Below are 24,616 nucleotides of genomic sequence, written 5' to 3' on the forward strand. Positions count from 1 at the left end.
TCAGTTCTCCTCCACTTTCTTGAACAGGTCACCCTTGCGCACCTTGCCGGTCGAGGTCATCGGCAACTCGTCGATCACCTCGATCTCGGGCACCTTGTAGCCGGCCATGTTGTCCCTGGCCCACGCCACCAGGTCGGCAGCAGTTGTGGCGTCGCCGTCGACCACCTGCACGAACGCGAAGGCGATCTGGCCACGCCGCGGGTCCGGTTTGGGCACCACACCCGCCTTCTCCACGGCAGGGTGCAACATGAGCAGTGCCTCCACCTCAGCGGGGAAGACGCTCATGCCATTGGTCTTGATCATCTCCTTGTCGCGGGCGAGGTAGTGCAGGGCTCCTCGCTCGCTGAATTTCCCGCGGTCACCGGTCTGCAGCCAGCCGTCGCGGAGCGCGTCGGCGGTGGCCGTCGGATTGCGGTAGTACCCGGTCATCACCGAGGGGCTGCGCAGGATGATCTGCCCGTCTTCGCCCAGCGGCACTGGTTGTCCGTCGTGATCGACGATGAGGATGTCTGTTCCGGGTACCGGTAGTCCGCAGAACACCGGTTCGCCTTTGAGGTCGTAGTCGTCGTCCTGGAATCCGAGCGTCACGGTGTCGGCGGTATGGGTCTCGGTCATGCCGTAACTGCCCTCACGCAACACCTGCCCGGTTGCCGCGCGCCACCGCGCCCTGATGTCGGAATCGAGCTTGAGTACGAACGAAACCGCCTGCGGCCCTTCGAGTCCGGATAGATCATGGTCGGCGAAGTCCGGGTGATTCATCAGCTCGACGTAGTTGTCGACGGTCCCGATCATCGCCGTCACGCCTACCGCGTCGATCGTCTCGAGCACCGTGGTGGCATCCCAGCGTGTCAGCAGCACCGAGGTCCCACCGTTGATGAGCGGGACGATGATGCCGAAATCCTCGCCGGCGATCCAGAACACCGGCAAGAACACCAGCGCGACCGTCGGAGCGGTGCCGACCTGTGCACCTTTGGCCACCGTCGCGGTCCCGGCCGTGTAGACCATGTGACGCTGGGTGTGCTCACAGCCTTTGGGCAGGCCGGTGGTACCGCCGGTGTAATTGAGTGACGCCAACGCATCCGGGTCGGTCCTGATCGCGGCTGCGCGCTGTGAGGCGATGATCGACTGCCAGTCACTGTCACCGCGATCGACAATCGGGAACGGTGTGCGCCGCGCATCCGGGGCGACCATGTCCGACAGATGTGTGGTCGCCACCACGCGCACGTCGGTGCGGTCAGCAACGGTCGCGATGGTGTCGGCGAGATCGGGCTGGGTGAGCACGATCGTCACGCCCGCATCGGAGAGTTCGTGTGCCAGTTCGTGTTCGCGCAGCATCGGATTGATCGGCACGTGAACGGCGCCGATCTTGAGAATGCCCATCATCGCGATCAGGAACTGTGGGCAATTGCCCAGATGCACGCCGACCCGGTCGCCCGCAACGGCACCGTTGGCCTGAAGCCAGCCGGCAAACCGGTCGGAGAGCTCGTCGTACTCGGCGTAGCTGATCGCACTTCCGTAGAAGGAGATCGCGGTGGTATCCGGGCGCACCAGGGCCCAGTGGCGTAGGTAGTCGACCATCCCCATCACGTCGAGGGGGTAGTCGACCTCTCGCGGCACCTGTTCGGGCCAGTTCGCCTGCTGCAGATCTCGCATCTGCGCGGCCGCGGCGTCGAGTTCAGCCGCACCGACCGAGCCGGATGTCCCCATTTCTGCTCCTTCCACTCACCTCGCGCCCGCCGTCCATCGGATCGACACATGGGCGCGTCACAATTGTCGGATTGATGTGACCCACGCTACTCCTAGCTGAACCTGACGTCAGTATCAGGTATGGCAGAAGTCGACCCCGGTACGTCTGACGTACCGGGGCCGCTCCGGCGACATGGGTCAACCGATCGTGGGCTGCGCCATGCCCGGCAGCGCCTCTGGATCGTCACGCACCTCGGCCGGGTTGGTCTCGCGCAACCGCCAGACGCACAGGAAGGTGATCAGCCCCATCAGGGCGACGAACACCGCGACCAGCGTGGTGGTGCCGGTCTTGGCGACGAGTGCGGTCATGATGAACGGCGTACCGCCGCTGACGGTGATCGCCGCGAGCTGATAGGCAAGCGAGACACCGGAATACCGCACATTCGGGGCGAACAGTTCGCTCATGTAGGCCGCGAGCGGGCCGTAGGTCATCGACTGCAGAATCGAGCCGACGCTCACCGCGAGCAAGAAGTTGCCGAGGTTGCCGGTGTTGACCAGCCAGAAGTACGGGAACGCCCAGATGACGATGCCGATGGCACCCAGCGCGATCACCGGACGCCTGCCGATGCGGTCGGAGACCCATCCCGACCAGACGATCACCGGAATGGCCAACAGGCAACTGATCATCGACATCGCCAGCAGCTGGTCGCGCTTCATGCCCAGCTCCTCTGTCGCGTAGTTGAGGATGCCCGCAATCGACAGATAGAACAGCGCGTTACTCGCCGCCAGCAGACCGCAACCCAGCAGGATGGTCCGCCAATGTCCCTTGATGGCCTCGAGCAGCGGAGCCTGGGGCACCACTTCCTTACCCGTGGCCGCCTTCTTCTCGAGTTCGCGGAACTCCGGGGAATCCTCGACACGCGTCTGGATGAAGTACACGACCGGGAACAACAATGCGCTGAGCAGGAACGGGATCCGCCAGCCCCACGACAGGAATGCCGAGTCGCCGACGGCACTACTGGACCCCAGGAACACGAGGTTGCCCAACAGCACACCGAAGGAGACGCCCATCTGGCCGAATGTTCCCGAGAAGCCGCGGCGTTTCGGGCTGGCCGATTCGGTGAGCAGCAACACGATGCCGCCCCACTGGCCACCACATGCGAGCCCCTGGATGAAGCGCAACACCACCAGCAGGATCGGCGCGGCCACGCCGATGACGCCTGCGGTCGGGAGACAGCCGATCAGAAAGGTGCACGCTCCCATCAGGAACAGGCTCACCACCACTGCGGGCTTGCGTCCGTACTTGTCCCCGAAATGGCCGGCGACAAGTCCGCCGATCGGCCGCGCCACGAACCCCGCCCAGAATGTGCTGAACGACAACAGCGTGGCGGTCAAGGGGGACGACTCGGGAAAGAACACATGCGGAAACACCAGTGCCGCAGCGGTTCCGTAGAGGAAGAAGTCGTACCACTCAATCGAACTGCCCACGAGTCCTGCGGTGAGCAGTTTGCGGTGTGCACGTCTGGTCGACGTGGGTCGCGACTCCTGGACCCCCATCTCGGCGGCCCCCGAATGTGTTGATGATGCCATGCCTCACTCCTCATCGACTGTCGGCAGACTGTGGCCATGAACTTGAACTCAGCTTCAAGTAATCTCACCGTCTCAAAGGTTGTCAGTGATGTCAATCACGTTTGTCGATCTTCGTGATCGACAGAACTGGCAAAATTGACATGAACCTGAAATCAGGCTCGAATAGGCAGTGACCTGAGACACACTGAAGGACGTGAGGGAGCTGTCGCAGGAGCGCGGCGGCTCCTCACCGTCATCTCAGAAGTCACCAACGAAGCGAAAGGGGTGTTCATGACCGCCGTCAGCACCGCCACCGGTCAGATCGACAGCAGCGAACTGGGCAATGTCCTGGTTCACGAGCACGTCTTCGTCGTCGGCGAGGAGTTCCGCGAGAACTACCAAGACGATTGGGACGAAGACGCCAAGGTCGCCGACGCGGTCCGCGACCTCACCGAGCTCAAGGCTCTCGGCATCGACACGATCCTCGACCCGACCGTCCTCGGTCTCGGTCGCTACATCCCGCGGATCAAGCGCATCGCCGAACAGATCGACCTGAACATCATCGTCGCCACCGGCGTCTACACCTACAACGAGATCCCCTTCCAGTTCCACTACACCGGCCCCGGACTGCTCTTCGACACCGAGGAGCCGCTGGTGAACTACTTCGTCAAGGACCTCACCAAGGGCATCGCCGATACCGGCGTACAGGCGGCATTCCTCAAATGCGCCATCGAGGAGCAGGGCCTCACACCCGGCGTCGAGCGCGTGATGCGGGCAGTCGGTCAGGCGAGTGCGCAGACGGGAGCGCCGATCACCGTGCACACCAATCCGCACACAGAATCCGGCCTGGTGGCCCAGCGTGTGCTTGCCGAGGAGGGTGCCGACCTCACCAAGGTGGTGATCGGACACTCCGGCGATTCGACCGATCTGGACTATCTGATGAAGATCGCCGACGCCGGTTCGATCCTCGGCATGGACCGGTTCGGACTCGACGTCCTGCTGCCCTTCGACGACCGGGTGAACACCGTTGCCGAGCTGGCCAAGCGGGGATATGCCGACCGGATGGCCCTGGCACACGACGCGTCGTGTTTCATCGACTGGTTCGACCCGGAGGCCAAGGCCCAGGCCGTGCCCAACTGGAACTTCCGCCACATCAGCGAGGACGTCCTGCCGGCACTGCGCGAACGAGGTGTCAGCGATGCCGACATCACGACCATGCTCGTCGACGTGCCACGCCGCTACTTCGAATAAGCCCGGGAACGTCGGGCACGACTTCGACAGTGCCTGTCCCCCAACGATAGTGCCTGTCCCCAACGACAGTGCCTGTCCCCCAATCGAACTCCTCACACCGATCGACGAGAAGGTCTGACATGAGCAATCTGGTGAGCCGCCTGTGGAGCATCGCCGAGAACACGCCTGAGCGCATCGCACTGCGCGACCAGTCGCGCACCATCACCTATGGACAGCTCCGAGAGCAGATCGCCTCGACCGCAGACCACTATTCGTCGATCGGTGTGCGGCGCGATGACCGCGTGGTGTTCATCGCGCCGTCGATCCCGGAATTCGTGGTCACCTACTACGCGCTACACGCTCTCGGGGCCACGGTGATCACGATGAACGTCATGTCGACCCGGCCCGAAATCGACTATGTGGTCGGTGATTCCGGCGCCACGACGCTGATCGCCTGGCACGAGTGCGCAGATGCGCTGCGCGGCGTCGCCGACGACCGCGGTCTGACATTCGTCGCGGTCGCGCCGTTGGCACTGGGTGCCGAGGAGGAGAGCCACCACGACAGCGCGCGCAGCGCCGCTGTCGCCGACGCCTACGTCGACAGGTCCGACGACGATGTGGCGATGGTCCTCTACACATCGGGTACCACCGGACGGCCCAAGGGTGCCGCGCTGACGGTGTCGAACATCAACGCCATTCCGGACGCCTTTCGACCGGCCCTGAAACTGACACCCGACGACCGGTGGGCCACCGCTCTGCCGCTGTTCCACTGCTTCGGCCAAGGGGTGGTCATGCACACCGCACTCAGTTTCGGCTGCTCTCTGTCGCTGCTGAGCCCGTTCACGCCGAACGGATTCATGGACATGCTGCGCGATCACCACACCACCATCGCGTGCGGCGTGCCGACCATGTGGAATGCCATGCTGCAGGCGGCGGACGATCGTTCTCCCGATGACTTCGCCTCACTGCGACTGGCATGTTCCGGCGGCGCCGCACTGCCTGCCGAGGTGATCCGCGCATTCTCCGAGCAATTCGGCGCAACGATCCTCGAGGGGTACGGGCTCACCGAGACCGCGGGCACGGCGACATTCCACAACCTCGATCGCGGCCCGAAGGTGGCTACGGTCGGCTCGGCGCTGCCGGGCTTCAGTGTCGAAGCGCGCGACACCGACGGTCATCGCGTTCCCGAGGGTGAGGTCGGCGAGATCTTCATCTCGGGCCCCACCGTGATGCGCGGCTACTGGAACCGGCCGGATGCGACAGCGACAACTCTCGTCGACGGATGGCTGGCCACCGGGGATCTGGGGACCATCGACGCCGACGGCGACATCCGTATCGTCGACCGGACCAAGGATCTGATCATCCGCGGCGGATACAACGTCTACCCGCGCGAGGTCGAGGAGATCCTCTACGAACACCCCGACATCGTGGAGGTGGCGGTCATCGGTGTGCCCCACGCGCATTACGGCGAGGAGGTCGCCGCGGTGATCGCACCACGACCCGGTGCCACCATCGACACCGACGCGCTGCGCACCTGGGCCAAGGAGCGACTCTCGGCCTACAAGGTGCCCCGGATATTCACCTTCGTCGACGAGTTGCCCAAGGGGGCAACCGGCAAGATTCTCAAGCGCGCCATCGACCGGGACTCTGTGGGCGCCGTGACGCAGTAGACCTGGTCTGACCGCACCGGTGTCGGTGACCGACAGCAGAAGTCAGCTGTCGGTCGCCGGCCGCGTCATTCCCAGGGCGTTGGCCCACAGTCGGGTGGCGGTGAAGACCAACGCGTCCATCTCAGCGGTCGGGTCCTCGGAGTCCCCGCCGAGCGCGAATGCCTCGTAGGCCATGCGTGACACCATCCCCGAGAGCGCGCCGGCGGCCGCGGTCGGGTCGAGGTCGCGATCGGCCAGACCCTGATCCTGCAATTCCTTGATATGTCTAGCGTTACGCGCGGAGAACATGTGTCCGCGCTGACGACGCTTCTCACGAAACTCCGGGAAGTTCGCCGACACCTGCTCGAGAACCAGGCGCAACTTGGCATTTCGTCGATACGCCTCGAAGTATGCGCGATTGGCGGCCGCGAGAACGGCGACCGGATCGGCCTCGAGTTCGGGGTCCACGTGCGGGTACCCGGGATGCAGCATGTCCTCATGTGCCTGCGCGAGAACAGCATCGAGGATCTCCTCTTTGCTGTCGAAGTAGGTGTAGAAGGTGCCCGTGGAGCACTTGGCCTCGGCGGTGATGTCGGTGAGCCTCGCATCGGAGAAACCGTCACGCTCGAAAACCGTTCGAGCGGCCGAGATGAGCGCGGCTCGGGTGCGTTCACCTCTCGCGGTCACCGGAAGCGCCTTCTCGGCATCGCGGGTGGACAGCGGCGGGAGTGCATCCAGGCGGCGGGCCGACGCGGCCGGCTCGGCGGCAAGGTGGGTCTCGGTGCGCGGCGTCATCGTCTCATCCTCCCAGGCGAGGACGCGACGCGCACCCGGCCGCCGCGGCGGATGCCGCGGCGGCCGGGTGCGTTCGACGGTCTCACCACGTCTGTGCTTTCACCGGGTCTGTGCTTTCACCGGGTCGCCTAGCTCACCGGTCTGACGCCGGGTGCGATGTCCGACCCCGGTGCCGAGGAGTCGGGTTCGGCGAGACCCGCGCGGTCGGCGACCTCGGTTGCTTTCTCGATGAGCATGTCGACCATCTGCACGGTCGGGACTCCTGCGGCGGCCCGGTTGGACGGGTTGTCCATCGCCCGGCGCACCACGCCCTCACAGATGATCGCCACCTTCCAGAGTCCCAGCGCATGCCAGTACTCCAGCGCCTTCGGGTCCCGGCCGGTGCGCGCGATGTAGGCGGCACCGATCTCGTCGCGGCTGGGGAAGCCGTCGAGGAGTTCGACCGGGGCGGCACTACGGGCCGGCTCGTCGGACGACGGCCAATACGCCAGGGTGCTGCCGATGTCGGCGAGCGGATCGCCCAGGGTCGCCAGTTCCCAGTCGAGTGCCGCCCGCACGTCACCGGTCTCGGGATCGATCATCACGTTGCGGATGTGGAAGTCGCCGTGGACAAGTCGCGTCTCGTGTTGCTCGGGGATCGACGCGGCCAACCGCCTGGTCAGCGCATCGAGTGCGGGCAACTCACGTGTCTTGGACTTCTCCCACTGTGTGCCCCACCGCTTGAGTTGCCGCTGTGCATACGGTGAATGGCTCGCCAGATCCGAGAGCCCCACCTCGTCGATGTCCACGGCGTGGATCTTCGCCAGGGTGTCGACCATCGACTCGGTGATGTGCCGGCGGGTGTCGATGTCGATCGCCTCGGCGGCAGGCAGGTTGTCGAGCACCACTGCGTCGACGTGTTCCATCACCACCAGCGGCACCGGACTCACGTTCTCGTCGGTACACACGCCGTAGACCTTCGGCACCGGGACGTCGGTGTCGGCCAGCGCGTTGAGGATCTTCGCCTCGCGCGCCACGTCGTGGGCCGAGGCGAGGAGGTGGCCGAGCGGGGGGCGCCGCAGCACCCACCGTCGGCCGTCCTCGTCGGACAGCAGGTAGGTCAGATTGGATTGTCCGGTACCCACGCGCGCCGCCGACACCGTGCCGGTCGGATGGATCCCGATCTCATCCAGCCAGCCGAGCAGGGCGTCCGGATCCACCTCGGCGATGGTCTCCAGTCCCGCATGACCGGTCTGCGATGGGTTCATCTGTCTCCTCGTCTCCCCTGTCCGTTGCTCCACGTGAACCGAACCTAGCTGCGCGCCACCAGCGCGTCGTCGGACACCCCGACAACGGTCTCGGTGAGTACGGTGTCGCGGTATTTGCGCAGCTCGCGGCGCGCGATCGCGCGCTTGTGCACCTCGTCGGGCCCATCGGCCAGTCGCAGCGTCCGAATGTGTGCGTAGGCCATCGCGAGCGGGAAATCGTCGGTCACACCCGCTCCCCCGTGCACCTGGATCGCTCGATCGATGATCTTGAGTGCGACATTGGGTGCGGCGACCTTGATGGCCGCGATCTCGGTGGCCGCTGCCTTGTTCCCGACCGTGTCCATCATCTCGGCGGCCTTGAGTGTGAGCAGCCGGACCATCTCGATGTCGATGCGCGCCTCGGCGATCCAGTCCTGGATGTTGGCCCGTTCGGCCAGCGGCTGACCGAAGGTGACGCGGTAGGTCGCTCGGGCGCACATGAGTTCCAGTGCGCGCTCGGCCATCCCGATCGTGCGCATGCAGTGGTGGATACGACCCGGCCCGAGCCGCGCCTGCGCGATCGCGAATCCCTCGCCCTCACCCTTCAAGACGTCTTTGGCCGGAACTCGCACATTGTCGAAGATCAACTCGCCGTGGCTCTCCCGATCGACGTATCCGAAGACGGGGAGGTTGCGCAGGATCGTCAGACCCGGGGCGTCGGTGGGCACGACCATCATCGACTGTTGGCGATGCTTGGGGGCGGTCGGATCGGTCTTGCCCATCACGATGAGCACCTTGCAATCGGGTCGAACAGCGTTGGACGCGAACCACTTACGACCGTTGAGCACATATTCGTCGCCGTCGCGCACCATCGACAGTTCGATGTTGGTGGCATCCGAGCTCGCGACGGCGGGTTCGGTCATCGCGAAGGCCGAGGCGATCTCACCGTCGAGCAGCGGCTTGAGGTAGCGCTCCTTGTGCTCGTCGGTGCCGAACAGCGTCAGCACCTCCATGTTGCCGGTGTCGGGTGCGTTGCAGTTGAACACCTCCGAGGCCCACACCACTCGGCCCATGATCTCGGCGAGCGGTGCGTACTCGAGGTTCGTCAGCCCCGGCCCCCACTCGGCGTAGGGGTGAAAGAGATTCCACAGACCGGCGTCCTTCGCCCGCTTCTTGAGCTCGAGCATGATCGGCGGGGTGCCGTGCGGATTGTCGAGTTCAGCCATCTGCTCCTCGAACACTGCCTCGTTCGGGTAGATGTACTCGTCCATGAATGCCAGCAGCCGCTCACGGTAATCCGCTGCGCGGGGTGACAGCTCGAACGCGGTCATGTTGGTGCCTTCCTCGTTGTGCCCGATATTCGGTATGGGGCCCATGTGCTTGGTATGGGGCCGAAGCCCGCCGGTGTGGCTTGGGGGGTGTGATGAGTGCCTGCCTGGCCACGAGCGGCTCGTGCCACGACGCGAACAGGCGGTCACCGGGACGTCAGGATCCTGTCGGCGCCATCAGCGATGCCTGATAGCGGCGCATCCCACCGAGCCATCGGTCGTAATCACTTCCCTTGTAGCGGTACATCTTGAGTACCTCGGGATGCGGCAGGATCAGGAACCGCTCGTCGGCGATGCCTTCCATCACCGCATCGGCGACCGCGGCAGGAGTCAACACGTCGCCTGCGGTCTCGACCGCGTTCTGCATCAGCTTCTCGGCATCGTCACCGTCGATCCCGTCAGGACGCAGGAGCTTGGTGTCGACACCCATCGGGCACAGACAGCTCACCGCGACCCCGGAGTCGCCGTAGGTGACAGACAACCACTCGTCGAATCCGATCACCGCATGTTTGGTCACCGAGTAGGTCGCCGAGCCGATCTGGGTCAGCAGCCCGGCCGCCGAGGCTGTGCTCAGGAAGTACCCGGAACCGCGTTGCACCCACTGCGGGACGAGACGACGGGCGGCGCGCACATGTGCCATCAGGTTCACGTCGATCGCGTGCTCCCAGTCGGCATCGGTGGCCGCGAGTCCGGCAGCGCCACCGATGCCCGCGTTGGCGACATACATGTCGACGGGCCCGAACTCCCGCTCGGCCAGTGCGACCACTGCGTCGATGTGTTCATTAGACGACGCATCTCCGCTGGTCACCGCGACAGCGCCGCCGTCGGCCTCGATCGCGCGAGCCGTCTCGGTCACCGCCGCCGCATCGAGATCGGTCAGGACCACCTTGCCTCCGGCCGCGGTGAAAGCCCGCGCCAGCGCGCCGCCGATCCCGCCACCCGCTCCGGTGACGATGATCACTTTCCCTTGCATCTCCATGGCCCGACCGTACTTGAATCCGATTTCAGATTCAATCGATTCCGGACTATTCGATCACCTCTCGGGAACCGCCACGACACGGCCACGACCGCGCCCGCACGCAACCCCTGTGACTTGACCTCAGACCTCGCCGGTCGACCGCACCACTCCATCGTGCACCCCGACGACGCCCAATGCGGGCGATACGACGGAGAATGCTCGAAATCGACCATTTGGGTGTTTTGCCTGATGTCAAGTGCACCAACATCTTTCAGTGATTCCGGCAGCCATGCTGACTAGACTCGAGCCATCACGACCATGACTGCAGACGAGATCGGAATCGACCGAGAGGCGCACGATAACCATGACGCAGAGCTGGATGGGCGGCGGCAACGACCCGTTCGACGAGATTTTCAACCGATTCTTCGGATCCTCATCGAGCAGGCCACGGAGTCAGGTCCAACGTGTCGATCTCAGCCGTCTCCTCAACGACGACGCCAAGCAGCTGTTCTCCCACGCCCAGCAGGCGGCCCGAGACTGGGGTAACTCCGAGATCACCCCCGAGCACCTGCTGTACGCGGCCACACTCGACGATCCCACCCGTGGCGTGATCTCGCAGCTGGGGGTGGACCCCGACAAACTCGCCGAACAGATGCAGAAGATCGGGACCGCTACGAGCAATGAGTCGCCCGACGGTTCGATCACTCTGAGTCCGGCCACCAAGCTCGCACTGCGCACTGCCCAGCAGCAGGCCGCCGACTCGGGTCTGAGCTATATCGGACCCGAGCACATCCTCGTGGGCGTCGCATCCAACTCGGAGAGCCCAGCGGCCAAGGCGCTGTCTCGCGACTCGAAGATCGAAGGTCCCAAAGGCTCGGCGCCCGAACCGAGTTCGACACCGACGCTCGACGAGTACGGGCGTGATCTCACCGCCGAGGCCCGTGCCGGCAAGGTCGACCCGGTGGTGGGTCGCAACGACGAGATCAGCCAGACCGTGGAGATCTTGTCCCGGCGCCGCAAGAACAACCCGGTCCTCATCGGCGACCCCGGTGTGGGCAAGACCGCGATCGTCGAGGGTCTCGCCCAACGCATCGTCAACGATGACGTCCCCGACACCCTTGCGGGCAGGCGCGTGATCGCATTGGACCTCTCCTCGATGGTCGCCGGATCGAAATACCGTGGCGAGTTCGAGGAGCGCTTCACCAAGGTCCTCGACGAGGTACGCGAACACTCCGACGAGTTGGTCCTGTTCATCGACGAGTTGCACACGATCATCGGCGCCGGCGGCACCGGTGAAGGCTCGATGGACGCCGGCAACATGCTCAAACCCGCACTCGCACGCGGCGAGCTCCACACGATCGGCGCGACGACCATCGACGAGTACCGCAAGTACATCGAGAAGGACGCCGCCCTCGAGCGACGTTTCCAGCCGGTGATGGTCTCCGAACCCTCCGTCGACGACACCATCGAGATCCTGCGCGGACTCGCCGACGCCTACGAGGCACACCACCAGGTGCACTACAGCGACGAGTCGCTGGTGGCGGCGGCCGAACTGTCCGACCGCTACATCACCGACCGGTTCATGCCCGACAAGGCGATCGACCTGATCGACCAATCGGGTGCGCGGGTTCGACTGCGCAACAAAACTCCCGACGACGAGTCCCGAACCGCCCGCGACGAACTCGCCCGGCTCGAACGCGAGAAGGAGTCTGCGGTCGCGAACGAGGACTACGAGCGCGCCAATCAGATCAAGGGTGAGATCGACGCCAAGCGCGAGTCGCTCGGCGACGTGATAGACGACAAGACCCCGGAGGTGACGGTGGTCGACATCGCCGAGGTCGTCTCGCGCCAGACCGGTATCCCGGTCTCCGAACTCACCTCCGAGGAGCGCGAACGACTGCTCAAACTCGAGGACGTGCTCCACGATCGCGTCATCGGGCAGGACAAAGCCGTGGTCGCCGTTGCCGAGGCCGTCCGGCGCGCACGTGCCGGACTCTCGAGCCCCGGACGTCCGATCGGTTCCTTCCTGTTCCTCGGCCCCACCGGCGTCGGCAAGACCGAGCTGGCAAAGGCGTTGGCAGAAGCAGTGTTCGGTGACGAGGACCGGATGATCCGCTTCGACATGAGCGAGTTCCAGGAAAAGCACACCGTGTCGCGTCTGGTCGGCGCCCCTCCCGGGTATGTCGGTTATGAGGAGGCGGGTCAGCTCACCGACAAGGTTCGGCGCCAGCCCTATTCGGTGATCCTGTTCGACGAGATCGAGAAGGCTCATCCCGATGTGTTCAACGTCCTCCTGCAGCTGCTCGACGACGGGCATGTGACCGACGCCCAGGGACGGACGGTGGACTTCAAGAACACCATCGTGATCCTGACCTCCAACATCGGCTCCGACCTCATCCTCGACGCGCCCGAGGGTGACGTGTCGGCGATCGAGGAACCGCTGATGGAACGTCTGCGCTCACACTTTCGCCCCGAGTTCCTCAACCGGATCGACGAGACCGTGGTGTTCAGCAGGCTCGATCGGGCCGAGTTGCGCAAGATCGTCGAGATCATCCTCGGCAAGACCAAGCGACTGCTCAAGTCGCAGGATGTGGCGCTCGAGGTCTCCGATGCAGCCGAGGACTGGCTGGCCGAACAGGGCTACGACCCCGCCTACGGCGCCCGTCCGCTGCGCCGCAGTGTGCAGAAGCAACTCGAGAACAAGTTGTCGAATATGCTGCTCGACGGTTCGGCGAACAAGGGCGACACCATCCACGTGGATGCCGCCGACGACGACCTGACCTTCTCGGTCAGCTCCGGTGATGCGTTCGCAGAAGACAATTCGGGATCACAAGAGGCCGACGCCGAGAAGACGCTGGCCGAGCCGGCCACCGCGGACAGTCAGGCCTGACGCTCACCCGTGACGGCACCGCCGGCGCTCTGCAGGACTACCCCGCCGGCACCGGCGGTGTTGTTCATCCAGTCGGCACCGGCGGTGTCGTTCGCGCCCGCCGGCCGGGCAGTGTCATCGCGTCACATGCGGGGCAAAACCGTCGGGGACAACGACCGGGGCAGACAACCACCGAGAGGAACGATGATGAGCAGTCCCACCGAATCCCAGATCAACCCCCAGGCCGAGCCGAGTGGAAAGGGTTGTGTCGAATGCCTTGCGACAAGCGATGGTTGGTGGTTTCATCTGCGCCGGTGCGCGGCATGCGGTCACGTCGGCTGCTGCGACTCCTCCCCCGGCCAACACGCCACCCATCATGCGCGCGACACCGGGCACCACATCATCCAGAGCTTCGAACCCGGTGAGGACTGGTTCTTCGACTACGCCGCGGATGCGGCAGGGACCGGACCCGAGCTGGCCCAGCCGACCAGCCATCCCGACATCCAGCCGGTGCCCGGCCCCGATGGCCGCGTACCCAAGGACTGGATGGAGTGACTCCACCAGTAGTTGCGCGGGGCGCCGCACGTATTGAGGTAGTGCACTACTCGTGCCGTGCTCGACTGTCCTGGGAATAGTTCATGGCACCGACCGCGACGGAGGCGGTCGAGATCCTCCACAGGAGTGCACCATGACAGTCCCAGGCCCTCGTCCCTCACCGGTCGGTCACTCGGCCCCGACGGTCGTCACCCGTGCTGCGACTACGGCACCACCGCAAGACCTGCCGATGGCCGCCGATCGAGGGCGCGATCTCACCGCTGAACTTGTCGACACCGACATCTGGGACGACGGGATGGTCCGCGCTGCGGGGATCCCCGTCGTCGACATACCGTTCGTGACCGTCGGTTCGGGAATCGGATCGTTCGTCACCGTGGACTACCTCCGGATATCGGGCGTTCCTCTCGACCGGATCGCAGTACTGGGCCCGCAGGACGTTCCGTGGCGCAGCTACGAGTACCTCACAAAGGTCTCGCAGATCCCGCGCACCGAGCGCCTGCGCTCGGACTCGTCGTCGACTCCGGACAACATCTGGGGCTTTCCGTCATATGCCGTGCGGGAGGCGATCTCGACAAAGTCGATCAAACCGCTGTGGAATGTCGCGGTCGAACCGATCTTCGCCAACTACTACACACCGACGGCCGGACACGCATTCGAGTCGATGGAGCGCGAGTGCAGGCGTATCGGATACCTTCAGTGCCTCCACACCGGACAGGTCCGTATGATCCGGCGCCGCGCCGGCGGCGGCTACTACACGATCCTCACACCGCCTGCGGGCTCCTCGCCGACACGACGGATCGCCTTTCGCAGCCAGTGGGTTCATGTGGCGGTCGGATACCCCGGCATCAAACTCCTTCCCGACCTCCAGACGTTCCGGCGCACCTACCGCGACCCGGGCAGGATCGTCAACGCCTACGAACCCCACGAACACATCTATCAGGCGCTGCAGCATCGATCCGGAACGGTCATGATCCGTGGTGCCGGCATCGTCGCCTCGCGGGTTCTCCAACGCCTCATCGACGATCGCGACAAGTACGGTCTGCAGACACAGATCGTCCATCTGTTCCGCACCTACGTCGACAAGTCACACGGACCGCACGCCTTCATGCGACGAAAAGGCAAGGACGGCTGGGCGTATCAGGGTTTCAACTATCCGAAGTCAGTCTGGGGCGGCCAGCTCAAGGCGCGCATGCGCACGCTGGAGGGGCATGAACGCGCCGATGCGTACAAGCAGATGGGCGGCACGAACACACCGGTCCGCGACGACTGGCAGGAGCAGCTCGCCCGCGGTCGACGTGAAGGATGGTACCGAGTGGCTGTCGGCAAAGCGGTCGGGCTCGAACCAGCCACGAGCGGATCCGGGGTGGTCACCACCGTCGCAGTCGACAACGATGCACCGGTATCCCAACAGGCGGCCGCAGACGGGACCGTCGACATCCACGCCGACTATGTGATCGACTGCACCGGACTCGAAGCCGACGTGCGTGAACACCGCCTTCTCGCAGATCTTCTCGATCACAGCGGAGCGGGGATCAACCCGATCGGCCGGATGGATGTGGCCCGCAACTTCGAACTCATCGGCTCGAGGAACGGCGGAAAGATCTACGCGTCCGGGAGTGCGACCCTCGGTGGCTATTTTCCCGGCGTCGACACCTTTCTCGGACTGCAGATCGCAGCGCTCGAAATCGTCGACGACCTCGCGGCACAGGGATTCTGCAAGAAGCTGACACCGGCACGATCGACCGCACAGTGGTGGCGCTGGCTGCGGGACAAAGGAGTTGACTGACAATGGTACCCACGCTCTTCGGTCGTATACAGACCCGAATCGCCCTTCTCGCGGTCATCGGTGGCATCTGGACGCTGATCATCGCTCCGCTGCTGCCCGGTGCCACGTCAGCCGGAGCGGCCTACCGCGTCGCCTTCACCGTCCTCGCCCTCATCATCGTGGCCGGTGTGGTGTGGGAGTTCGTGTACCACTTCCTGCAGCAGTTCCGCTGGGAGAAGGACTGGCCCACACTCTTCGGCCTGCTGACAGCCATCAACGAGGGAGTCGTGGTGTGGCTGCTCGCGCGGTACGTGCTCCCACCGGACCTGCGGCCCTCGGCGATCGCGTTCGCGATCCTGTTCACCACCACCTGGCTGATCGTCTGGCTGGTCGCCAACGGACCCATACGAGCAGTGTTCCCCCACTGGCGATTCAACGGAGGTCGATTCGCATGAATGTCCCAACACGCGTGCCCGCGGAAATCGCGGTCACACTCGTCCCCGGCAACGGGATCGTCATCCGCACAACATCGTTCCTGTGCGTTCTCGGCGAGGGCTCGCGCGAACATGCGGACGCAGTTCTCGCACTCGGACGTAACCATCCCGAATTCGCCGGTGACGCCCGCAGGCTCGTCCGCTCACTCGTCGACGATCTCGGTGGTGGTCAGGGTGAACCGGCCGACATCGCCATCGCAGCCACCGACGACCTCGGAGTAGCGCTGTATCTGAGCGGCTCGATGTTCGCCGACATGAACGGCCGGCTGCTGGCCGACGCCTGCTCGGGCAGACTCGAGCTGGCAGTCCCGTGGAATTTCGACAGCCTCGGGTTGTACACCGCGGGGGTCGACACCTCCGGTGCCGTCGACACGATGTTCACCCTGGGCGAGGGTGCGGTTCCCGCCGCCGGAGCCGTCATCGGATGCCCCGTCGAGATGCGCGTCACCGAGTCCTATCGATTTGCGTCGCCCGAGCAGATTCCCCCGAGGAAGGCTGCGGCACAGCCGATCCCACCCCGCTCCGCTCCGATTCCCAAGCCCAGCCCGATTCCCCATCCCAGCCCGGAGCCAGTGCCGACACCGATTCACCGATCGACCCCGACACCGGGTGCGATGGCTGCACCGGTGTCCACCGCGGACTCCGCGCGTGGCGAGACGATGCCGGATGTGCCGACCGCACACTTCACGATGGCCGCAGACGAACCGATGCTCGTCTCGCTCACCGATGGTGACGATGCCGGACATCATGACGATCCAGCACGCGACAAGAACGATCGGGCACACGACGAGAGCGATGAGGCGGGTGTCGAGCCGCTGCCGGTCGTCTCGGGTGACCCTGCGTCGGCGATCGACACCACCGCCGAACACCATGGTCCGCCGGTGATTCACGGGATCCGTTGTTCTCGAGGTCATCTCAATCACCCTCAGTCCCTGCTGTGTGGGAGCTGCGGCATCCGCATGGACCAACTCACCCACATCATCGTCGAGGGTGAACGCCCCCCACTGGGATCGATACTTTTCGACGACGGGTCGGTCCACCAGCTCGACGACGACCTGCTGATCGGACGCGAGCCGATAGCGCCGGACTCCGGCCATGGGACGACAATCCAGATCGATGACAGCACCGGACAGCTATCGCGGCAGCACGCCGAGATCCGGCTGGTCGAATGGGATGTCACCCTGGTCGACGTGGGCTCGGCCAACGGGACCTTCGTCGTGGATCCCAGCGCCGACCGCGAGGTGCAACTCGCACCGCACCAGCCCTACACGCTGTCACCGGGTTCGGTCGTACGGCTCGGCGGCCGACAGTTCACCTTCGAGACCCCGCACGCGCGAGCGTGATCGGTTCGAAGGGGTGCAGCGCGCAGACATCGACACTGGTCTTCCTCCTCCTCGGCGTTGCCGTCGTCGTCGCGGCCGCACGGATCGGCGGCCGCCTCGCGCGACGGCTCGGCCAGCCGGCGGTCGTCGGGGAGATCGCCGCCGGCATCGCGCTCGGACCGAGCCTCCTGGGATTGATCCCCGGCGACCCGACGAGTTGGTTGTTCCCCCACCAGGTCCGCCCGCTTCTCGGCGCACTCGCCCAGATCGGGCTCGTACTGTTCATGTTCATCGTCGGGCTCGAGCTCGATATGCGCCTCGTTCGCGGCAGAGGTAAGGCTGCTGCCACCATCTCACTCACCTCGATCGGAGTGCCCTTCGGCCTCGGGATCGTTCTCGCCCTGGTGCTCTACCCGCATCACGACATCGTCGGAGGGCATCGGATCGGCTTCACCGGGATGGCACTGTTCCTCGGAATCGCCATGTCCATCACCGCCTTTCCGGTGCTCGCCCGGATCATGACCGACAGAGGTATGCAACACACCGCACCCGGAGTGTTCAGTCTGGCCGCGGCCGCCGTCGACGACATTCTGGCGTGGATCCTGTTGGCGTTGGTAATCGCGGTCATCGAAGGCGGCTCGCCGGCAGCCATCGCCCGTATCGTCGCACTGACCGCGGGGTATGTGGCGATCATGTTCGCGGTGGTCCGACCACTGCTGCGTCGTCTGATGAGATGGCGGGAGCGGGCCGGCCGCCTGACGCCAGACATCCTCGCCGTCGTGGTGATCGGACTGTTCGTGTCGGCGGCGGTGACCGAACTCATCGGGGTGCACCAGATCTTCGGAGCGTTCGTCTTCGGCGTGGTGATGCCCAAAGTCGGTTCTCTACAGATCAACACCGAGATCGCCGAGCGACTCGAACACGTGAGCGTCCTGGTGTTGCTCCCGATGTTCTTCGTCGTCACCGGACTGGGGGTGGATCTCGCCGCAATCGGCCCGGACGGCTGGTGGCAGCTCGCGCTCGTCCTGGTGGTGGCCATCGGCGGGAAGTTCGCCGGCGCCTACGTCGGTGCCCGGTGCAGCCGTATCCGCGGCAGACAGGCCGCCGCGGTCGCTGTGCTGATGAACACTCGCGGCCTGACCGAGCTCGTGATCCTCTCGGTGGGAAGGGAACTCGGCGTTCTCAGCGACGAGCTGTTCGCGATGCTGGTGGTGATGGCACTGGTGACGACGGTGTTGACCGCACCCCTGCTGCGCATCGTCTACCCCGACAGCGTCATCGCCAGTGACGTCGCCGCTGCCGAACGGCGCAGACAGGCGGCCGGAAACCGCAGACGAGTGATGGTCGTCATCGCCAACCCCACCGACAGCGTCGACAAGCTCGTCCGCGAGACCACCCGCGCTGTGGATTTCGCGCACGGCGCCGACCTCGTCCTGGCCGGAATAGTGCTGCCCTCACGGCGCACTCGCGAGGTCGGTACACCCGCGGTGCCCGACTTCGCAGCAGCGGCCGACGCCGTCGAGACGCTCACCTCGTTGAGTGCTCGCGTCAGCGGGGTCGCAACGGTCTGCGTGATGACCAGAATCGTGAGCGCCACCGACCATCGGGTCGCAGCCGAGATCGACGACATGGCGGGCAACAGCGATGCCGACTTCGTCCTCATCGACGCTGGGTCGGCCCAGCTGGCACGTGGTGTCACCGCTGCACCCGTAATCGTCACGAGCAGCGGCGACGGAGACCCGGATGACCGACACCGGGGCGACCGACACCGGGGCAGCGGTCACCAGGGGAGCCGACCGGACTGTGTCTCCGCCACAACGGAATCGGGAATTCTCTGCATCACCGACGACAGCCGTAGCGGCCGAACGGCCATACTCGCCGCAGTGGGCCTTGCCCTGCACCGGGGTCAGCCGTTGACGATCGCGACGCCGGGGTCGCGCAGACGTATCCGCTCCGACGTCACCGCGTCGCTCGGCGAGAACATCGATCTACGTGTGGTGTCACTCGCACACGGCAGCGAGGTACACGGCAGCGCGGCGAACGGGGGCGATGCGAACGGCGAGGCGCGATTGACCATTGCCCCCTACTCGGCACGCTCGTCGGACAGCCCGTGGACGTACACGGTTGACGATCACACCAGCACCAGCGAGGAGGCACTCGATCAGCGCATCGCGCGGGCGTATGCCTCCGACAGGGCAGATTGTGCCAACACAGGTCCCGGGGCCAACCCAGATCCTGCCGACGATCGCGACACCACCGGAACGTCGGGCCAGATCGAGGCCACCACACCGGCAACACCAGCTGCGACAGGGTGATCGAATGCACCAGGATGAGCGGAGACAACAGGGGCACGATGCACGATCCCGGATGGCCGACTACACGATAGTGGCGTCACTCGGCGCTGCTGCCAACGGCGAACTCTTTCTCGCCACCCCACCGCCACGACTGCGCCTGTCGACCGACCGAGTGGTGATCAAGGTGTTCGACGCGGTATGCGATGCCGCCGCCCACCGACGTGGGGTGCGGGAACTGCGCGCCTTCGCCGCCGTCACATCGCCTTATCTGGCAAGGGTTTTCGATGCGACACTGTCCGGGCAGTTCATGTACGCCATGGAGTATTTCCCGCTCGGTTCGCTGGGAGAGCCCACCGCGCCACTCACACGGTGCGAGATCCTGTCGGTAGCGGCAGATGCGACTCGCGGCGTCCATGCGCTACACGAAGCGGGCATCGCCCACGGGAACATCACCCCGTGGGCGATGATGATCGCGAGCACGGGAGGGCAGACGGTCGGCGGACGGATCTGCGATCTGGGGCTGTCGCGCGCACTGACCACGAACGACCCGTTGACGAGCTTCTCTCGGCCACATGCGGTGTCCTACGTCGATCCCGTTCTCCTGAGCACCGCGGCGACTCCCTCTCGCGCGACAGACATCTGGTCGCTCGGTGCCTCGCTGCATTTCGCTCTCACCGGCGAGACCGTGTACGGCGCCGACTTCTCCGACCAGCCGCTCCTGGCGGTGCGGGCGGCTATGTCGGGGCATGTCACGGTGTCGGCCCAGCTCGATGACGCAAACGCCGAGCTGATCCGATGCTGCCTGGGCGATCCCGGGGCACGGCCGTCAACGGCTGCCGAACTCGCCGACCGGATCACTGCACTCGGAGTCGGGTCGACCACACGGTCTGCACCTGACGGTCATCATATGTGAGAGGACCCAGGCTTGACACGGTGTCGCACGCATGTTCGACTAGACGCCATGCGTTGGGCGGGCCAAGACATCGACGCCGACGACGGCGCTCTGCCCGGACTCGGCCGGGCCGGGTTGGTCCGGTCGATTCAGACTCCCGAATTCGAGGGAGTCACCTTTCACGAGGTGCTGTGCAAGTCCGCGTTGAACAAGGTCCCGGAGGCGTCGAATCTCCCTTTTCAATTCACCGTCAACACCTTTCGCGGCTGCACCCACGCCTGCCGGTATTGTTTCGCGCGTCCCACCCACGAGTATCTCGACCTCGATGCCGGCTCCGACTTCGACCGACAGATCGTGGTCAAGCTCAACGTTGCGGCGGTTCTGCGCCGCGAACTGCGGCGACGCTCCTGGCATCACGACCACGTCGCACTGGGCACCAACACCGACCCCTATCAGCGCGCCGAGGGGCGCTACCGACTCATGCCCGGTGTGATCACCGCACTCGCCGAATCGGGTACCCCTTTCTCGATCCTCACCAAGGGAACGCTGCTTCGACGTGACCTGCCGTTGCTTCGCCTTGCCGCGCAACGGGTCCCGGTGTCGGTGAGCATCTCCTTGGCCATCGCCGAACCCGATCTGCAGCGTCAGATCGAACCGGGAACACCGTCGCCACGGGCACGACTGGAGTTGATCAGGGCGGTCACCGAGGCCGGGTTCGACGTGCACGTGATGGTGGCCCCGGTGATCCCCTATCTCACCGACTCGAGCGCCCATCTGGACACACTGCTGTCCTCGATCGCCGAGGCCGGAGCCACCAGTGTGAGCGCCTTCGCCATGCATCTGCGCTCGAGTACCAAGCCGTGGTTCCTGTCGTGGCTGGCCGACAATCACCCAGCACTACTACGCAAGTACCGAGTGCTCTACGGTCATGGCGCCTATGTGAGTCCGGAGTACTCGGCGTGGCTGCGCGCACGGATCGATCCGCTGATCGACAGATACGGCCTACGGCCCGCAGCGAGCGAGGGTGCCCCGTCGCGCGGCAGCGCGCTGACCGGGGACCACGAGCTCAACCCGACGAGTGCACTCCCCGAACCCCAGACGGCAGAACCCCAGACGACAGAACCGGTCCTCACCCTCTTCTGAGTGTGAGGACCGGTTCGGCCTGCCGTGCGGCTGATTCATCGCCCGCTGATCACGCGGGACAGAGCGCTACGCCGGTTGGCCCTGCGGTTTCTGCGTGGCGTGCGGAGCATGACTGACCACGAAGTCCTCTCGACGGACGAGCGCCATCGCACACAGGCCACCGATGATCGCGACGATGCCGCTGACGAGGAACAGCGTGTTGAGTGCGTCGGCGAATGCCGAGTGCACCGCCTCCCCTACCACCGCCCGATCAGCCGGCGGCAGCGTCGTGATGATCTGTCCGATGGTGCCGTTGTGCGCCGCATCCGACAGTTCCGAGGATCTGCTCGCGACCGGTGTCGAGGACAGGTGATCGCGCATCGACGAGCTGACCAGGGCACTGAAGATCGACCCGTACACCGCGATCCCCACGGCTATACCGACCTGTCGGAAGGTGTTGTTGATCCCCGACGCCATGCCCGATCGGTGCACCTCGACCACTCCCACCGCAGTCGACGCCAGCGGCGGGTTCACCAGACCACTTCCGATTCCGGCGATGATCAGACCGGGGATGAGGTGGGTCCAGTTGGAGTCCTTGGTGATACCCATCATCAGCAGCAGTCCCACACCGACGAGCAGCAGACCGGGCCCGATCAGCCAACGCACCGGGACATGGGCCGACACCCGCCCCGAGATGGTCGCGAACACCATGATGCAACCCGACATCAGCAGCAGCCGCACGCCGGTTTGCAGTGACGTGTACCCCAGTGCGTCTTGCAGGTAGATCACCAGATACAGCAGCATCGCGAACAGTGAGCCGTTCATGGTGAAGGCGGCGATCGAGCCCCCGACGAAGGTCGGCGTACGGAACAGCGACAGGTCGAACATCGGCTCGGATACCCGCATCTCGATCACCACGAACGCGATGAGCAGCACCGCGGCGACGATGAACGACGTCACCACGACGGCGTCACCCCACGATCGCTGTCCGGCCTCGGTCAGTCCGTAGACGAGGGCGAGAAGGCCGACGGTGAAGGTGAGAACGCCTGGCCAGTCGATCCGTCGGGCGTGCGGCGACTTGGACTCGTCGACGCACGCCAGCGCGATGACGATCGCGATCACGCCGAACGGCACGTTCACCAGGAAGATGCCGCGCCAGCTGATCCCGGTGGTGATCAGACCGCCGAGAATCGGGCCCAGTGCCACGGACACACCGGTGATCGCACCCCAGGCCCCGAAGGCGACCCCGCGCTCCTTGCCGTGAAATGTCGAGGCCAGCAACGCCAGTGATGTGGAGAACAGCATCGCGCCGCCCACACCCTGGATGGCTCGGGAGGCGATCAGCATGTTCGGGTCCTGGGCCACACCGCACAGCACCGATCCCAGGGTGAAGATCACCAGACCGATGACGAAGATCCGTCGCCGACCGAATCGGTCGGACAGCGATCCCGAGGTCAGCAACAACGCTGCCAGCGCGAGCGCATAAGCATCGGTCACCCACTGCAACTGGCTGAAGTTCGCGCCGAGCGAGCGCTGAATATCGGGAAGCGCGACCACCACGATGGTGATGTCGAGCAAGAGCATGAACGTCGCCACGCAGACGACGACCAGCGTCCACCATTTACGTTCCATTACCAGGTGTTCACTTTCGACGGAGAAATCCATTACCCGCAGTTGACCTGCGGCGATGTCGGGCACCAGTGCCCCGGATGTTTCGGTGTCACCAGTCTTGCCGGAGGCACCGACGAAAGTCGCATTCGTCGACTCGCCACGTACGCTTGCTGTCATGGGCGCGATCCACATGGGCAATTCCGCCACAATGGACCGGCTGGACACACAAATCGCTCGCTGCATCCAGATCTCCCCGCGCGTCCCCCTGCGTCAGGTCGCCGACGTGCTGGGAGTGGCCGAACAGACCGTCGCTCGACGATATCGTCGGCTCCGACGCGACGGACTCATCCGCGTGACGCTCGCCTACAACCCGGTGGCACTCGGCGCGACGGTCTGGTTGGTCCGCGTGCGGTGTCGACCCGAGGCCGTGGACGGAATCGCCGAAGCGCTGGCGCGCCGACGCGACGTCTCGTGGGTCTCGATTCATTCGGCGGGCTGGGAGGTGATGTTCAACCTGCGATCAGCCAGCGACGCCGAGAGTGCGGAGTTGCTCACCCGGATCCTGCCGAGTGCAGCTCAGGTGATCGATGTGTCACCCGCGTCGATCCTGCACGTGTTCGCCGGTGGGAGCCCCACAGATTGGGAGGGCTGGCGGGATGTGCTCACCCGCGACCAGGCTGCCGCGATACGCGCCACCATCGACACCGAACCGGACGAGCGCACACGATCGGCGACCGCTCCCCCGTTCACCACTCTGACCACCGAGGATCGCCGCCTCATCGAGACGCTCAGCCGTGACGGCCGGACGCCCTACACCTCGGTGGCCCGCACCCTGGGCACCACAGTGGGGCGGGTGACCCGGCGCGTCGAGGCCCTGATCGCCGACGGTGCCGTCTACCTCGACGTCGACATCGCGCCCGGCGCCACAGGGAGTTCGTCGACGACAGTGTGGCTCACTGCGCAACCCGCCCGACTCGAGGCCATCGGCACCACGCTGGCCGCCGATCCCGACGTACCCTTCGTCGCGGCGACGTCGGGCAGGACCAATCTCACCGCCAGCGTCATGTCCGCAGGACAGGCGCAGCTCTACGAGTTCGTCACCGGCTCACTGGCCCGGATCGAGGGCATCACCGGCTACGAACTGGTACCCCTCACCAGACGGGTGAAACATGCTGCGAGCCTGGTGTCCGGGGATCGCCTTGCGCCGCCGGGGGTTCCGGTCCGTTCACGCCGCTGATGCACCGGCCCATT

18 protein-coding genes are annotated in these 24,616 nt (G+C 65.1%); 11 read left to right on the top strand and 7 right to left on the bottom strand.

From position 1 onward, the window contains the following. Both IEW22_RS06925 and IEW22_RS06930 read right to left on the bottom strand, forming a co-directional pair. Positions 1 to 1,707 (bottom strand): AMP-binding protein, encoded by a 1,707-nt coding sequence (locus IEW22_RS06925; protein WP_188585885.1) that lies wholly within the window; start codon positions 1,705 to 1,707, stop codon positions 1 to 3. 177 nt (positions 1,708 to 1,884) lie between these two features. Then, on the bottom strand, positions 1,885 to 3,243 hold the full coding sequence (locus tag IEW22_RS06930) for an MFS transporter (protein WP_229742275.1): 1,359 nt from the start codon (positions 3,241 to 3,243) through the stop codon (positions 1,885 to 1,887). A gap of 303 nt (positions 3,244 to 3,546) precedes the next feature. On the opposite strand from IEW22_RS06930, the gene IEW22_RS06935 reads away from it, so the two are divergent. Further along, on the top strand, positions 3,547 to 4,506 hold the full coding sequence (locus tag IEW22_RS06935) for a phosphotriesterase family protein (RefSeq protein ID WP_188585887.1): 960 nt from the start codon (positions 3,547 to 3,549) through the stop codon (positions 4,504 to 4,506). Between the two features lie 119 nt (positions 4,507 to 4,625). After that, a complete protein-coding gene (locus IEW22_RS06940; RefSeq protein ID WP_188585888.1) occupies positions 4,626 to 6,155 on the top strand; it encodes an AMP-binding protein in 1,530 nt (509 codons plus the stop codon). A gap of 42 nt (positions 6,156 to 6,197) precedes the next feature. Here the strand turns inward: IEW22_RS06940 and IEW22_RS06945 are convergent, their stop codons facing one another. From IEW22_RS06945 to IEW22_RS06960, 4 genes are all read right to left on the bottom strand, one after another. Then, positions 6,198 to 6,929, bottom strand: a complete 732-nt coding sequence (locus IEW22_RS06945; protein WP_188585889.1) for a TetR/AcrR family transcriptional regulator — start codon at positions 6,927 to 6,929, stop codon at positions 6,198 to 6,200. A gap of 128 nt (positions 6,930 to 7,057) precedes the next feature. Then, positions 7,058 to 8,176 carry a phosphotransferase family protein gene (locus tag IEW22_RS06950; protein WP_188585890.1) on the bottom strand — a complete coding sequence of 373 codons (1,119 nt, stop codon included), beginning with the start codon at positions 8,174 to 8,176 and terminating at the stop codon, positions 7,058 to 7,060. Positions 8,177 to 8,220: 44 nt separating this feature from the next. Beyond that, positions 8,221 to 9,486, bottom strand: coding sequence for an acyl-CoA dehydrogenase family protein (locus tag IEW22_RS06955; protein WP_188585891.1), 1,266 nt, complete (start codon positions 9,484 to 9,486; stop codon positions 8,221 to 8,223). Between the two features lie 154 nt (positions 9,487 to 9,640). Beyond that, positions 9,641 to 10,462: an SDR family oxidoreductase gene (locus IEW22_RS06960; RefSeq protein WP_188585892.1), complete on the bottom strand. Its 822-nt coding sequence runs from the start codon at positions 10,460 to 10,462 to the stop codon at positions 9,641 to 9,643. A gap of 343 nt (positions 10,463 to 10,805) precedes the next feature. Here IEW22_RS06960 and IEW22_RS06965 point away from each other — a divergent pair, with 343 nt between their 5' ends. From IEW22_RS06965 to IEW22_RS07000, 8 genes are all read left to right on the top strand, one after another. Next, positions 10,806 to 13,331: an ATP-dependent Clp protease ATP-binding subunit gene (locus IEW22_RS06965; protein WP_188585893.1), complete on the top strand. Its 2,526-nt coding sequence runs from the start codon at positions 10,806 to 10,808 to the stop codon at positions 13,329 to 13,331. A gap of 186 nt (positions 13,332 to 13,517) precedes the next feature. Next, the gene (locus tag IEW22_RS06970; protein ID WP_229742250.1) at positions 13,518 to 13,865 is read left to right on the top strand and encodes a UBP-type zinc finger domain-containing protein; all 348 of its coding nucleotides are present in this window, start codon (positions 13,518 to 13,520) and stop codon (positions 13,863 to 13,865) included. Between the two features lie 229 nt (positions 13,866 to 14,094). Next, complete coding sequence (locus IEW22_RS06975) at positions 14,095 to 15,651, top strand: FAD/NAD(P)-binding protein (protein WP_188585895.1); 1,557 nt, start codon at positions 14,095 to 14,097, stop codon at positions 15,649 to 15,651. A gap of 2 nt (positions 15,652 to 15,653) precedes the next feature. Then, positions 15,654 to 16,085 (top strand): hypothetical protein, encoded by a 432-nt coding sequence (locus IEW22_RS06980; RefSeq protein WP_188585896.1) that lies wholly within the window; start codon positions 15,654 to 15,656, stop codon positions 16,083 to 16,085. Continuing rightward, entirely contained in the window at positions 16,082 to 17,467 is a 1,386-nt protein-coding gene (locus IEW22_RS06985) for an FHA domain-containing protein (RefSeq protein ID WP_188585897.1), read from the top strand. Before IEW22_RS06980 ends, IEW22_RS06985 begins: the two co-directional genes overlap by 4 nt. Next, the gene (locus IEW22_RS06990; protein WP_229742251.1) at positions 17,464 to 19,761 is read left to right on the top strand and encodes a cation:proton antiporter; all 2,298 of its coding nucleotides are present in this window, start codon (positions 17,464 to 17,466) and stop codon (positions 19,759 to 19,761) included. The genes IEW22_RS06985 and IEW22_RS06990 overlap by 4 nt, the downstream gene beginning before the upstream one ends. Before the next feature lie 52 nt (positions 19,762 to 19,813). Further along, positions 19,814 to 20,653, top strand: coding sequence for a protein kinase domain-containing protein (locus tag IEW22_RS06995; protein WP_229742252.1), 840 nt, complete (start codon positions 19,814 to 19,816; stop codon positions 20,651 to 20,653). A gap of 48 nt (positions 20,654 to 20,701) precedes the next feature. Beyond that, on the top strand, positions 20,702 to 21,775 hold the full coding sequence (locus tag IEW22_RS07000) for an Rv2578c family radical SAM protein (RefSeq protein WP_188585899.1): 1,074 nt from the start codon (positions 20,702 to 20,704) through the stop codon (positions 21,773 to 21,775). 66 nt (positions 21,776 to 21,841) lie between these two features. On the opposite strand, the gene IEW22_RS07005 is transcribed toward IEW22_RS07000, so the two are convergent. Beyond that, positions 21,842 to 23,386, bottom strand: a complete 1,545-nt coding sequence (locus tag IEW22_RS07005) for an MFS transporter (RefSeq protein ID WP_188585982.1) — start codon at positions 23,384 to 23,386, stop codon at positions 21,842 to 21,844. 154 nt (positions 23,387 to 23,540) lie between these two features. On the opposite strand from IEW22_RS07005, the gene IEW22_RS07010 reads away from it, so the two are divergent. Continuing rightward, the gene (locus IEW22_RS07010; RefSeq protein ID WP_229742254.1) at positions 23,541 to 24,602 is read left to right on the top strand and encodes an Lrp/AsnC family transcriptional regulator; all 1,062 of its coding nucleotides are present in this window, start codon (positions 23,541 to 23,543) and stop codon (positions 24,600 to 24,602) included. Positions 24,603 to 24,616: the final 14 nt, after the last annotated feature.

Source organism: Gordonia jinhuaensis (assembly GCF_014639795.1).
GTDB lineage: Bacteria > Actinomycetota > Actinomycetes > Mycobacteriales > Mycobacteriaceae > Gordonia_B > Gordonia_B jinhuaensis.